Below are 12,583 nucleotides of genomic sequence, written 5' to 3' on the forward strand. Positions count from 1 at the left end.
GTGCGCGCCGCGCCCGGCTCGTCACCGGCGCCGTCAACGCGCTGGTCGCCTTTCCCGGGCTGCTGCTGGCCATGTTCACCGCGGTCGTCGCCGGGCTCGGCGCGCGCGGCGCGGTCCTCGGCATCGGCGCCGCCATCGCGCCCGGCTTCGCCCGGCTCACCCAGACGCTCGCCGCCTCGGTCGCCGGAGCCGACTACGTCTCGGCGGCCCGCATGCTCGGCGTGCCGCGCCGCCGCGTGCTGGTCAGGCACGTGCTGCCCAACATCGCCGAGCCGCTCATCCTCAACCTCACCCAGGCGCTCGGCGGCGCGCTGCTCGGCCTGGCCGGCATGTCGTTCCTCGGCCTAGGCGTGCAGCCGCCGGCGTTCGACTGGGGGCGGCTGCTGTTCGACGGGTTCGGCCGCATCTACGTCACGCCGGAGGTCGCGCTCGGGCCGGCGCTGGCCGTCGCGCTCGCCGGCATCGGCTTCAACCTGCTCGGCGACGCCCTGGCCAGGGGCGCCGCGCGTACCTCCGGGTCCGGGGCGCGGGCCGTACCGCCGGAAAGCGCCGACCCGGGCGAGCCCGAGCCGGACGCCGTGCTCGACGTGCGGGACCTGACCGTCACCTTCCCCGGCGGCGTCATGCCGGTGCGCGGCGTGACGCTGAGCGCCCGCCCCGGCGAGATCGTCGGCCTGGTCGGCGAGTCCGGCAGCGGCAAGTCGCTCACCGCCGCCGCCATCGGCGGCCTCGTCCCCTACCCCGGCGTCGTCGGTCACGCCCGGCTGCGGCTGAACGGCCGCGACGTCGCCGACCTCAGCCGCAAGGAGCTCGGCACCTCGCTCGCCATGGTCTTCCAGGACCCGATGGCCTCGCTCAACCCCGCGCTCAAGGTCGGCGGCCAGCTCGCCGAGGTCGCCGTCGTGCACCAGGGCGCCACCCGCGCCGAGGCCCGCGCCCGCGCCGTCGACCGGCTCGGCCACGTGCACCTGCCCGAGCCGGAACGCCAGGCCGGCAGGCACCCGCACGAGTTGTCCGGCGGCATGCGCCAGCGCGCCGTGATCGCCATGGGGCTCATGGGCACGCCCCGGCTGATCATCGCCGACGAGCCCACCACGGCGCTCGACGTCACCGTCCAGCGGCAGATCCTGCGGCTGCTGCGCGAGGTCACCGAGGAGATCGGCTCGGCCGTCCTGTTCATCTCCCACGACATCGCCGTCGTCGGCGAGCTGTGCGACCGCGTCGTCGTCATGTACGCCGGCCGCGTCGTCGAGGAACTGCCCGCGGACCGGCTCGCCGGCGGCGCCCACCCCTACACGCGGGCGCTCATCGCCTCGCTGCCCGACATGGACACCGACCGGTCGCTGCCCCTGGCCAGCATCCCCGGCCGCCAGCCCACCCCGGCCGAGGTCGGCGAAGGCTGCGCGTTCGCCGGCCGCTGCCCGCTCGCCACCGACGCGTGCGCGGCGGCGCGTCCCCCGCTGATCGAGCACGGCCCCGCCCACCGGGTCGCCTGCTGGGAGGTCACATGCACATCGACGGCCTGAGCGTACGGTTCGGCGCGTTCACCGCGGTCGACTCCGTCACCCTGGAGGTCCCGCCCGGCCGCGTCGTCGGGCTCGTCGGCGAGTCCGGCAGCGGCAAGTCGTCGCTGGCCAAGGCCGTGTGCGGGCTCGTCCCGCACACCGGGCGCGTCACCGGCGCGTCCCGCGTCCAGATGGTCTTCCAGGACCCGTACGCCTCGCTCGACCCGCGCATGCGCGTGGCCGAATCGGTGGCCGAGGCCCTGCTGCGGATGCCCCGGCAGGCCAGGCCCGCCGAGGTGGAGCGGCTGCTCGGCCTGGTGTCGCTGCCCGCCGAGGTGGCCGCGCGCTACCCGCGCGAGCTGTCCGGCGGCCAGCGCCAGCGCGTCGCCATCGCCCGCGCCCTCGGCGCCGAGCCCGACCTGCTGGTCGCCGACGAGATCACCAGCGCCCTGGACGTCTCCGTCCAGGGCGCGGTGCTCAACCTGGTCCGCTCGCTGCGCGACCGGCTCGGGCTGCCGATCCTGTTCATCTCGCACAACCTGGCCGTGGTCCGGTACGTGTGCGACGAGGTCGCCGTCATGCACCGGGGCAAGCTCATCGAGCACGGCCCCACCGAGAGCGTCGTCGGATCGCCCGCCCAGGACTACACCCGCGCCCTCCTGGAGGCGGTGCCCCGGCTGCGCCGCTGACCTACAACGGGATCCACTCCGTGGCCGTGGTGACCTCGTCGAGGACCGACGGGACCGGCTCCACGCCCAGGCCGGGCCCGGTCGGCACGTCGAGGTGGCCGTCGCGCAGCTCGAACGGCTCGGTGACGTCCGTGGCGTAGTAGCGGCGCGAGCCGGAGGTGTCGCCCGGCAGCGTGAAGCCGGGCAGCGCGGCCAGCGCCACGTTCGCGGCCCGGCCCAGGCCGGTCTCCAGCATGCCGCCGCACCACACCGCGACGCCGTTGGCCCGGCACAGGTCGTGGATGCGCCGCGCCTCCAGGTAGCCGCCGATCCGGCCCGGCTTGACGTTGATGATCGAGCAGGAGCCGAGCGCGATCGCCGCGGCCGCGTGCTCGGCCGACTCGATCGACTCGTCCAGGCAGATCGGCGTGCGCAGCTGCCGGGCCAGCCTGGCGTGCTGGACGAAGTCGTCGTTGGCCAGCGGCTGCTCGATCAGCAGCAGGCCGAAGTCGTCCAGCCTGGCCAGCTGGCGGGCGTCCACGAGCGTGTAGGCGGCGTTGGCGTCGACCTGGAGCAGCAGGTCGTCGCCGAAGCGTTCGCGCACCGCGCGGACCGGCTCCACGTCCCAGCCGGGCTCGATCTTGAGCTTGATCCGCACGTAGCCCTCGTCCAGGTAGCCCTCGACCGCGTCGAGGAGCTGCGGCACCGAGTCCATGATGCCGACCGACACCCCGCACGGCACCCGGTCGCGGGCCGCGCCGAGGAACTGGCCGAACGACTCGCCCGAGGCCCGCAGCTGCGCGTCCAGCACCGCGGTCTCGACGGCCGCCTTGGCCATCCGGTGCCCCTTGACGTGCTCCATCGCCCGGCCGGCCGACTGGGCGTCCAGCGTCGCGGGCAGCGCCGGCAGCAGGAAGCGGCGGATCACCTCGGCCGCGCCGTCCACGTACTCCGAGGAGTAGAGCGGCTGCGACATGGCCACGCACTCGCCCCAGCCCTCCGCCTCCGGCGTCACCACCCGGACCAGCAGCACGTCGCGCGCGGTCTCGGTGCCGAACGAGGTGCGGAACGGCGCCACCAGCGGCATCGCGATCCGGCGCAGCTCTACTCCTGTGATCTTCACGCCTTCTCCACTACATAGAACGATTTATCGTGAAATCCCGTGACTTTACGGCCTTCGGCCAGCATGTCGCCCAGCGTGTTCCGTACGGCGTGCCGCCATGCCTTGGCCGTTCCCGGGTCGGCGCGGCGCAACCGCTCGACGTCCTCCGGCACGGCCACCAGCACCGTCGCCGCGTCGGTCCGGCCGGGCACCGGCCGGCCGCCCTCGTCCGCCAGCGCCACCACCGCGTCCCGGGGCACCCGCGCCGGCTCGATCCGGCCCTCCTCCAGCGCCCGCACGCGCGGCGCGGTCAGCGGCCACACCGCCAGCACCCGGTCAGACTCGTCGCCCTGGTTGATGGCGTCGTCCATCACCCCGTAGAAGGCCGGCAGGTACTCCCGCGGCGAGGCGCCCAGCTTGGCCAGGTTGAAGTGCGCGTTGCGGCGCACCAGCGGGTCGAACGTCCAGGTGATGCGCTCCACCCCCCGCTCCAGGGCCCACCGCCGCTGATGCAGCTTCAGCGCGAACCCCGCGCCGGGCGCCCCGGACACGCCGGTGATGTGCGAGTGCAGTGTCGCGTCCGCGCCGAAGAACGCGACCGACGCGCCCGCCAGCCGCTCACCGTCGAAGGCGCCCGCCACGTAGTTGCCGGCGTGCGCGAGCGCCAGCATCAGCTCGACGGTGATCGGCCGGCCGGCCGGCTCGAAGTGCCAGATGTCCTCGAACAGCGCCATGACGTGCTCGAACTCCGCGAGGTCGTGGAGCTCCCTGATGGCGATCAAGCTGTCGGCCCTCTCCCTGGATCGGATGTCACCGCGACCGTACTTCGCTGCGGGGCCGCCCGGATTCGTGCCAGAGCACCAAGAGCGCGCCGACCTTCGTCCGGCCGTCCTATGCGGCCGGGGGCCTGGCGCGGGTCAGCGGTCGAGGACGTGGAGAGGGTGCGGGCCGCTCGTCAGCAGCGCCGCGCCGTGCGCCGTGCAGGCCGCCACGTCCGCCACCCGGGCGCCGAACAGGTCGGGCACGTAGATCGCGGGCTCGACGCAGAGCACCATCCCGGGCTCCAGCGCGGTATCGTCGCCGGGCCTGAGGCGGGGTCCCTCGTCGTGGCCCAGGCCGACTCCCCGCCCGGCCGAGCGGGCGGCGAAATGCCCGTAGCCGCTGCCCTCGATCACGGCCCGGGCGGCGGCCGCCACCGCCTCGGCCGTCGCCGAGGGCCGTACCGCCGCGAGGGCCGCGCGGTGCGCGGCGAGCACGACCGAGTACATGGCCTCGAAGTCCTCCGGCGGCTCGGCGACGGCGAACACCCGCCCGGCCTCCGCGCAGTAGCCGTCCCAGCGGCCGCAGACCGACACCAGCAGCGCGTCACCGGGGTTGATCACCCGTCCGCCCGGCGGATGAGCGGGGCGGGCGGTGTGCTCGCCCGCCGACACGCGCACCGACAGGACCTCCTCGCAGCCGCCCTCCAGCAGCAGCAGCCGCAGCCGGGCCGCCATCTCCCGCTCGGTCGCGCCGAACCAGGCCAGCTCCCGCGCCTGCGCCAGCACCGCCTCGGCCGCGCCGGCCGCCGCGGCGACGGCCTCGACCTCGGCCGGGCGCTTGCGCAGCCGCAGCGGCGCCAGCACGGCCGTGGCCGGGACCAGCTCGGCCTCGATCGCCAGGGCGAACAGCTCCCGCACCCGCATCTCCGGGTCCACGCCGACCCGGCGCGCCCCCTCGGGCACGTACGGTGCGGGATCGGCGGTCTCGACGGCCGTGTCCATCGTCAGCACGAGGAACCCGCCGCCGCGCCCGCCCAGGAACCGGAAGTCCGGCGACGGCCGCAGCACCAGCGCGTCGACCTCGGACCCGGCCATGGCGGCCCGCACGGCGGCCCGTACCTCCGCCAGCCGCGCCCCGCCCTCGGGATCGCCCGTCACCCCGGCCTCCGTATCACGCCGTCCCGGGCCGGCCGGCCTCCGGGGGAGCGGAGGGGATGCCGTCCGCGTGCAGCCAGCAGGAGACCGGGCCGAACACCGGATCCTCGACCCGGCACACGTCCATGACGTGCGGGCAGCGCGGATGGAAGCGGCAGCCGCTCGGCGGGTCCGCCGGGTCAGGCACGTCGCCCGGCAGCTCGGCGGGCAGCACGCCCAGGCCGTCCGGAGCGGGGATCGCCCCCAGGAGCGCCCGCGTGTACGGGTGACGCGGGTTCGCCCACACCTCGGCCGTGTCGCCCGCCTCGACGATCCGCCCCAGGTACATGACCGCGATCCGGTCGGCGATCAGCCGCACCACCGACAGGTCGTGGCTGATGAACAGCAGCCCCGCCCCCGACTCCACGGCCAGGTCGCGCATGAGGGTGGCGACCTGCGCCTGCGCCGAGGCGTCCAGCGCGGAGATCGGCTCATCGCCGATGAGCAGCCGGGGCCGGGCGGCCAGCGCCCGGGCGATCGCGATGCGCTGGCGCTGCCCGCCGGAGAACTCGTGCGGATGCCGCCCCGCGAACTCACGCGGCAGCCCGACGCGTTCCAGCAGGTCGGCGGGCCGGGTGGCGGTGTCGCCCGAGGTGCGCAGCCCGTCGGCGATCTGGTCGCCGACGCGCCGGCGCGGGTTCAGCGACGCGTACGGGTCCTGGAACACCATCTGGATCCCGGTCAGTCTGCGCCGCCGCAGCCCGAGCGGGGTGACGGCGTGCCCCTCGAAGGAGATGCCGCCCGAGGTGATCGGGTTCAGCCCGCACACGGCCCTGGCCAGCGTGGACTTGCCGCAGCCGGACTCGCCGACGAGGCCGACGACCTCGCCCGCGCGCACGTCCAGGCTCACCCCGGCGACGGCCCGGACGACCGGCCGGCCGGGGGAGCGGTGCTCGACGACCAGGTCGTCGATGGTCAGCAGGCTCATCGGCCGCCCTCCTCGATCTGCGCGTCAGGCAGGGAATCCAGCAGGGACCGGGTGTACGGGTGCGACGGCTCGCGCAGCACCCGCCCGCGCGGCCCGGTCTCGACGACCAGGCCGTCCCGCATCACGCTCACCTCGTCGGCGACCGCCGACATCACGCCCAGGTCGTGCGTGACGAGCAGCACCGCCAGGCCCAGCTCGTCGCACAGCCCGCGCAGCAGCCGCAGCACGCCCGCCTGCACGGTCACGTCCAGCGCGGTCGTCGGCTCGTCGGCGATGAGCACCTTGGGCGAGCAGGCCAGCGCCACCGCGATCGCGACGCGCTGCCGCATCCCGCCGGAGAACTGGTGCGGGTAGCGCCCGCAGGCCTCCTCCGCGCCCGGGATGCGCACCTTGCCGAGCAGTTCCACCGCCCTGGCCCGCGCCTCCCGCTTGCCCAGCCCCAGGTGGTGGCGCATGTGCTCGGTGATCTGCTTGCCGATGGTGAGCATCGGGTGCAGGCTCGTGGCCGGGTCCTGGAAGACCATCGCGACCTCGCCGCCGCGTATCTTGTTCAGCTCCCGGGGCGCCATCGTGAGCAGTTCCCGGCCGCCGAGCGTGACGCTTCCCGAGGTACGCGAGCCGTGCGGCAGCAGGCCGAGCACGGCCAGCCCGGTCATCGTCTTGCCCGAGCCGCTCTCTCCGGCCAGGCCGTGCACCCGGCCCTCCTGGAGCCTGAGGTCGACGCCGCGCAGGACGTCCTTGCCGCCGATCGACACCTTCAGGCCGGTGATGTCCAGCGTCACAGCGCACGCTCCTTGATGGCCCGGGCCGTACGGGGGTCGAGGGCGTCGCGCAGCGTGTCACCGAGGAAGTTGAACGCCAGCACCACGGTCAGGATGGCCAGGCCGGGGAACGTCGCCACCCACCAGCTGTCGAACACCTCGACGCCGGACGCCACCATCGAGCCCCACTCGGGCGACGGCGGCTTGGCGCCCAGGCCCAGGAACGACAGGCCCGACAGCAGCAGCAGCGCGGTGCCGATGTCCAGCGTGGCCAGCACCAGGATCGGGCCGGTCACGTTCGGCAGCACGTCCACGCGCAGCGAGCGCCAGGCCGAGAAGCCGAGCAGCCGCCCGCTGAGCACGAACTCCCGCCCGCGCACGCCCAGCACCAGCCCGCGGGTGACGCGGGCGTAGGCGGGCCAGGCGACCACCAGCACGGCCAGCACCGCGTTGGTCAGGCTCGCGCCGAGCGCCGCCGCGACCACCATGGCCAGGATGACCGTCGGGAACGCGAACACCAGGTCAGCGAGCCGCATGATCGACTCGTCCACCCATTTGCCGAAATATCCGGCGCAGGCGCCGAGCAGGCCGCCGATCAGCACCGACATCGCCACCAGCAGCACGGTCAGCGGGATCGACACCCGCGCCCCGTACATGACCCTGCTCAGGATGTCGCGCCCGAGCTGGTCGGTCCCGAACCAGTGCTCGGGGCCGGGCGGGGCCAGCCGGGGCAGTTCCTGGGCGAGCGGGTCGTGCGGCGCCAGGACCGGGGCCGCCACCGCGATCACCACCCAGGCGAGCGCGATCACCACGCCCACGACGGCCAGCGGCTGCCGCCAGGCCTCGGGCAGGCGCCGCAGCAGCCCCTTGCGGGCCAGCGGATCCCGTCTCATTGCAGCCTCACTCGGGGGTCGATCACGCCGTACAGCACGTCCACGATCAGGTTGATGACGAGATAGACCACGCCCACCACGAGCCCGACCCCCATGACGGCGGGCAGGTCGAGCGTGGTGGCGCTCTTGTAGGCGTACTGCCCGATGCCCGGCCAGGCGAAGATCGCCTCCACCAGGACGGTCCCCGACAGCAGGCTGCCGAACGCCAGCCCCGCCACCGTGATGACCGGCACCAGCGCCGAGCGGAGCACGTACCGGAACAGGACCGTCCGCCCCGGCAGGCCCTTGGCCCGCGCGGCGCGCACGTAGTCCTGGCCGAGCACCTCCAGCACCGCCGACCGGGTGAAGCGGGTCAGCAGCCCGATCGTGTAGAGCGCCAGCACCAGGGCCGGCGTGATCAGGTGGCCGACGGCCGAGGTGAACACGTCCCAGCGGCCGGCGATCAGCGCGTCCACCGTCTGCAGCCCGGTCACGCCGGGGGCCATGCCGAGCGCCGGGTCCACCCGGCCGCTGCCCGGCGTGATCTGCAGCCGGTAGAAGAACACGTAGAACGCCACCAGCGCCAGCCAGAACGTCGGCACCGAGATGCCGATCAGGCTCAGCACGCGCAGCACGTGGTCCGGCAGCCGGTCCCGGCGCAGCGCGGCCAGCACGCCGAACGCCACGCCGAGCACCAGCGACACCAGGATGGCCGCGCCGGCCAGCTCCAGCGTCGCCGGGACGAACTCGGCCAGGTCCTGGGCGACCGGGCGGTGGCTCTGCTGGCTGGTGCCCAGGTCGCCCTGGAGCATGCCCTGCAGGTAGAGCCCGTACTGCTCCCACAGCGGCTTGTCCAGGCCGTGCTCGGCCCGCCACTGCGCCACGATCGCCGGGTCGTTCATGGCCCGCTGGCCCAGGTTCGCCGCCACCGGGTCGCCTGGCACCAGGTTCGTCAGCACGAACGTCACCAGCGTGATGCCCCAGGCCAGCAGGATCGCGGTGATCACCCGCCGGATGAGGAACCGCGCCAGCGGCGGCAGGGTCCTGGCCATCGGCTTACTTCACGCCCAGGTCGGCCACGTCGACCGTCCACACCGGGTGGTACTCCACGCCGGTCACCGAGGTGGCCGTCACGATGTTCTGGCCCGGCTGGATGAGCGGGACGAACGGCCCGGAGGCGTTCAGCTTGTCCTGCACGTCGTGGTAGGCGGCGGTGCGGGCCTCGTCGCCGATCGCGGCGGCGGCCTTCTCGCCGGCCTCCTCGATCTCCTTGGCCGAGCCGGTCTTCCACCCGGCCCGCGCGCCGACCGTCTGACCGGGCAGGAACGCCAGGTAGTCGTTGGGGTCCGGGTAGTCAGGGCCCCAGTACCACAGGCCCATCTCCTCCTTGCCGTTGCGGTAGTTGTCCAGCGCCACCGTGATCGGCGCGGGCTGGAGGTCCACCGTGATGCCGACCTCCTTGAGGTTGGCCTGGACGCGCTCGGCCAGCGGCTGGAACGACAGGCCGTTCACGGTCAGCTCGCTGGGGAACTCCAGCTTGACCGTCGGGTTGGACAGGCCGCTCTCGGCCAGCGCCTTCTTGGCGCCCTCGACGTCACGCGCCGGCGCCCGGTCGGCCGGCAGCGCGCCGAGGAGCTGCGACGGGATGACGCCCGGCGCCCGCGTCGAGCCCTCGCCGGCCAGCTCCAGCAGGCCCGCGTAGTCGACGCCCTTGCGCACGGCCTCGACGAACTTGGCGTTCGTGGTGGTCCTGCTGATCGCCGGGTCCTGGTTGGCCAGCAGGAAGATGACGTTGGCCGAGGCGGTCTTCTTGACCTGCAGCGTCGCCGGCATGTTCGTGACCTGGTCGCCGGACAGGTTGAGGGCGATCTGGCTGTCGCCGCGCTGGACGTTCAGCTTCTGCGTGGCCGCCTCGACGTTGCGGATGACGACCTTGTCGTAGGCGGGCTTGGCGCCGTGGTACTTCGGGTTCGCCTTGAGCACGACCTGGCTGCTGACGTTGAACGACTCGATCTGGTAGGGCCCGGAGCCGGCCGAGTTGGCGTTCAGGTACTGCTCGGCCTTGTCCTGCGCGTCCGTCGTGCCGCCCTGGGCCTTGACGACCTTGCTGTTGAGGATGCCGAGGGCCGGGTTCGGCAGGATGTAGGGCAGCGCCGCGTTGGCCTTCTCCGACGTGAGCGTGATCGTCGAGTCGTCGGTCTTCGCGATCTCCACGCCGTCCAGCAGGAACGACGGGGTGCCCTTCATGTCGCGCACCCGGGTCAGCGAGAAGACCACGTCGTCGGCCGTCAGGGGCGAGCCGTCGGCGAAGGTCGCGCCCTGCTTGAGCTTGAGCGTCACGACCTTGCCGTCCTCCGACAGCTCGTACGACTCCGCCAGCGCCGGGACCGGCTTGGTCACGTCGCCGCCGTCGAAGGTGAGCAATGTCTCGTACGTGGCCTTGCCCACGATGAGGCCGGTCGGCTCGTAGGTGCGGCCGGGGTCGGCCGTCTTGAGGTCGAAGGACGTGTCGATGACGAGCGTCCTGGCGCCGCTCTGCGCGGCAGGGGCCTGGGAGCCGCCGCTTCCGCAGGCGGCGAGGGCGAGTGCACCGGCGAGCAGCACAGCCGCCGTCTGCGAGCGGGTCGCCATGGTCAGTCCTCCAGATGGACGTTCGGAACGAGGATGCCGAGGATTGTCCGGCAGAATGTCCAGGCCCCGTGCGGTCACCAAGACGGATATAAAGGGGCGAGAGGTAACAATGAGTGAAATTTCCAGAAATGGTGGCAGTGGTGGCGCTCAGCCTGGACGGATCGGCATCGGTCTGGAGCTGGACGACATCCATATGAAGATCCTGGAGGTCCTCCGGGAGAACGGCCGGATCTCGGTCGCGGCCCTGGCCGAGCGGGTCGGCATCTCCCGCGCGAACGCCTACACGCGTTTCGAGGCGCTGCGCGCCGACGGCGCGATCAAGCGCTTCACCGCCGAGATCGACCACGTCAGGACCGGTCTCGGCATCACCGCGCTGATCTTCGTGACCGTGCGGCAGCAGATGTGGCGCCAGTTCAGGGCCGAACTGGCCAGGATGCCGGAGGTCGAGTACTGCGCGATCACCACCGGCCAGCACGACGCGATGATCCAGGTCCGCATGTCCGACGTCGCCGAGGTGCACGCCATGGTGACCGAGCGGCTGGCCAACATCCCGGCGGTCAAGGCGACCGAGACCGTCTTCATCCTCGACGAGGTGCTCAGACGGCCCTACGTGCTGCCCGGCGACGGGGACAAGACCCGCCCCGCCCGGCGGCCCGCCCAGGAGGCGCCCGGCGACGTGCCGCTCGGCAAGATGCGCTTCGTCGGCGCCGCCGAAGGGCGGGCGGCCCTGCGCAAGGACGGCTGAGCGCCTGGCTGGACGGATCTCCCCCGTCCGCGCCGGGCACCGGCGATCCGTCCAGTGACGGTCATGACTTCCTTTGCGTTGCGCAATGTGATAGCCAGATAACCGTCAGTAGTCGACGGGCAGGGGGAGATCCTCATGATGGCGTACATGCTCTCGGTCATGGCGGCGGTCGGTGTCGTGGCGGCCGCCGCCGTGGCCTTCCGGGTGGCCCGCAAGGGCACCGACGACCGTCACGCCGACGGGCCGTCGGCGGGCCACGCGGGCGCGATGCTGTCGGCGCTGTTCCTGCTGGTGTTCGCCATCGCCATCATCGTGCCGTGGACCACCGCCGACGCCGCCAGGCAGAACACCTACACCGAGAGCCGGGCCGCGATCGACGCCTACTGGTCGGCCGCCGGCCTGCCCGCCGACGCCGCGGCGCAGGTCCGCGGCGGGCTGCAGGAATACGTCGCGTTCGTGGTCGAGGACGAGTGGCAGGTCATGGCGCACGGCCGGCTCGACCCGGCCGGAGCCGTCCGCCTCGACGCGCTGCGCTCGCAGGTCTCCGCCCTCGACGCCGGCACCGAGGACGAGCAGGAGGCCAGGAGTGCCGTCCTCGACCAGCTCGCCGCCGTCCGCGCCGCCCGCGCCCAGCGCTCCGCCGACGCGGCCGCCACCCCGCCGGACGGCCTGCTGCTGCTGACCGTCCTGACCGGCCTGGTGGTGGTGGTCTTCCCGTTCCTGGCCGGGGCCAGGCCGCGCGGGGCGTCGCTGCTGCCGCTGGGCGCGATGGCCGCGATGCTCGGCTTCGGCGTCTACCTCACCTGGGACATCTCCCGCGCGTTCGCCGGGCCGCTGGCCGTCGGGCCGGAGGCGTTCGGCGGCGCGCTGCAGGAGTTCGCCCGCATCGCCGGCGGGGTGTGACATGGCGGCCAGGCACGCGCCCCTGCTCGCCGCCGCCGCGCTGCTCGCCGTCTGCGCGAGCGGCCCGGCCACCGCCGAGCACCCCCGCCGCACCGCGACCGAAGGCGGCCTGTACGGCGTCCGCGACGCCGACGTCCCCCCGGTCCGCCTCCCCGCCGCCGGATCGGGCACGAGCGCCGGACTGCGCGGATCGCCGCCCGGCGACCTGCCCGTCGACGTGGACCGGCTGGTCAAGGGGCCGCAGAAGGTGACCCGCGCGGTGCCCTCCCCGCCGCGTGACGTGCCCGGCGTCTCCATCCGCAGCACGCCGCGGCCCCGCAAGGCCACGCCCAGGCCGAGGGTGTCGGTGCCGGGCGTGTCGGTCTACGACGACGCGGTCTGCGTGGACGTGCCCGGGTCCAGCGTCCACGTCGGCACCTGCCGTCCGCCCGCGCCCCGCGCGGCCACGCGTCCCCGGGCCACCCTGGAGGCGCGGGCGCCCGTGCCCGCCCGGGCGGCCCCCACCCTCGGGGT

At 73.7% G+C, this 12,583-nt stretch carries 12 protein-coding genes and 1 pseudogene; 5 read left to right on the forward strand and 8 right to left on the reverse strand.

What is annotated here, in order from left to right:
• Together ADY59_RS43075 and ADY59_RS43080 are read left to right on the forward strand one after the other, a co-directional pair.
• Positions 1-1,526, forward strand: a 1,526-nt coding sequence (locus ADY59_RS43075) for a dipeptide/oligopeptide/nickel ABC transporter permease/ATP-binding protein (RefSeq protein WP_049575802.1), incomplete at its 5' end; no start/stop codon positions are given.
• Positions 1,508-2,194 carry an ABC transporter ATP-binding protein gene (locus ADY59_RS43080; RefSeq protein WP_049575805.1) on the forward strand — a complete coding sequence of 229 codons (687 nt, stop codon included), beginning with the start codon at positions 1,508-1,510 and terminating at the stop codon, positions 2,192-2,194. The genes ADY59_RS43075 and ADY59_RS43080, both read left to right, overlap by 19 nt.
• Before the next feature lies 1 nt (position 2,195).
• Here the strand turns inward: ADY59_RS43080 and menC are convergent, their stop codons facing one another.
• The 8 genes from menC to ADY59_RS43120 form a co-directional block, all read right to left on the reverse strand.
• Complete coding sequence (menC, locus tag ADY59_RS43085) at positions 2,196-3,296, reverse strand: o-succinylbenzoate synthase (protein WP_197094130.1); 1,101 nt, start codon at positions 3,294-3,296, stop codon at positions 2,196-2,198.
• Positions 3,293-4,057 carry a GNAT family N-acetyltransferase gene (locus tag ADY59_RS43090; protein WP_156326097.1) on the reverse strand — a complete coding sequence of 255 codons (765 nt, stop codon included), beginning with the start codon at positions 4,055-4,057 and terminating at the stop codon, positions 3,293-3,295. The genes menC and ADY59_RS43090 overlap by 4 nt, the downstream gene beginning before the upstream one ends.
• A 135-nt stretch (positions 4,058-4,192) precedes the next feature.
• Positions 4,193-5,194 carry a M24 family metallopeptidase gene (locus ADY59_RS43095; protein ID WP_231619166.1) on the reverse strand — a complete coding sequence of 334 codons (1,002 nt, stop codon included), beginning with the start codon at positions 5,192-5,194 and terminating at the stop codon, positions 4,193-4,195.
• A 13-nt stretch (positions 5,195-5,207) separates the two neighbouring features.
• Positions 5,208-6,158, reverse strand: a complete 951-nt coding sequence (locus ADY59_RS43100; RefSeq protein ID WP_049575807.1) for an ABC transporter ATP-binding protein — start codon at positions 6,156-6,158, stop codon at positions 5,208-5,210.
• Positions 6,155-6,940 carry an ABC transporter ATP-binding protein gene (locus ADY59_RS43105; protein ID WP_049575810.1) on the reverse strand — a complete coding sequence of 262 codons (786 nt, stop codon included), beginning with the start codon at positions 6,938-6,940 and terminating at the stop codon, positions 6,155-6,157. Before ADY59_RS43105 ends, ADY59_RS43100 begins: the two co-directional genes overlap by 4 nt.
• Entirely contained in the window at positions 6,937-7,812 is an 876-nt protein-coding gene (locus ADY59_RS43110; protein WP_049575813.1) for an ABC transporter permease, read from the reverse strand. Before ADY59_RS43110 ends, ADY59_RS43105 begins: the two co-directional genes overlap by 4 nt.
• The gene (locus ADY59_RS43115) at positions 7,809-8,843 is read right to left on the reverse strand and encodes an ABC transporter permease (RefSeq protein WP_049575815.1); all 1,035 of its coding nucleotides are present in this window, start codon (positions 8,841-8,843) and stop codon (positions 7,809-7,811) included. Before ADY59_RS43115 ends, ADY59_RS43110 begins: the two co-directional genes overlap by 4 nt.
• Before the next feature lie 4 nt (positions 8,844-8,847).
• Complete coding sequence (locus ADY59_RS43120) at positions 8,848-10,422, reverse strand: ABC transporter substrate-binding protein (protein ID WP_049575818.1); 1,575 nt, start codon at positions 10,420-10,422, stop codon at positions 8,848-8,850.
• 109 nt (positions 10,423-10,531) lie between these two features.
• On the opposite strand from ADY59_RS43120, the gene ADY59_RS43125 reads away from it, so the two are divergent.
• The 3 genes and pseudogenes from ADY59_RS43125 to ADY59_RS43135 form a co-directional block, all read left to right on the forward strand.
• Positions 10,532-11,167 (forward strand): Lrp/AsnC family transcriptional regulator, encoded by a 636-nt coding sequence (locus ADY59_RS43125; protein WP_049575821.1) that lies wholly within the window; start codon positions 10,532-10,534, stop codon positions 11,165-11,167.
• Between the two features lie 135 nt (positions 11,168-11,302).
• Positions 11,303-12,070: a bestrophin-like domain gene (locus tag ADY59_RS43130; RefSeq protein ID WP_049575824.1), complete on the forward strand. Its 768-nt coding sequence runs from the start codon at positions 11,303-11,305 to the stop codon at positions 12,068-12,070.
• 1 nt (position 12,071) lies between these two features.
• Positions 12,072-12,583 (forward strand): annotated as a pseudogene (locus ADY59_RS43135) (hypothetical protein); the annotation flags it as partial.

It is taken from the genome of Nonomuraea sp. SBT364 (genome assembly GCF_001083785.1).
Lineage (GTDB): Bacteria > Actinomycetota > Actinomycetes > Streptosporangiales > Streptosporangiaceae > Nonomuraea.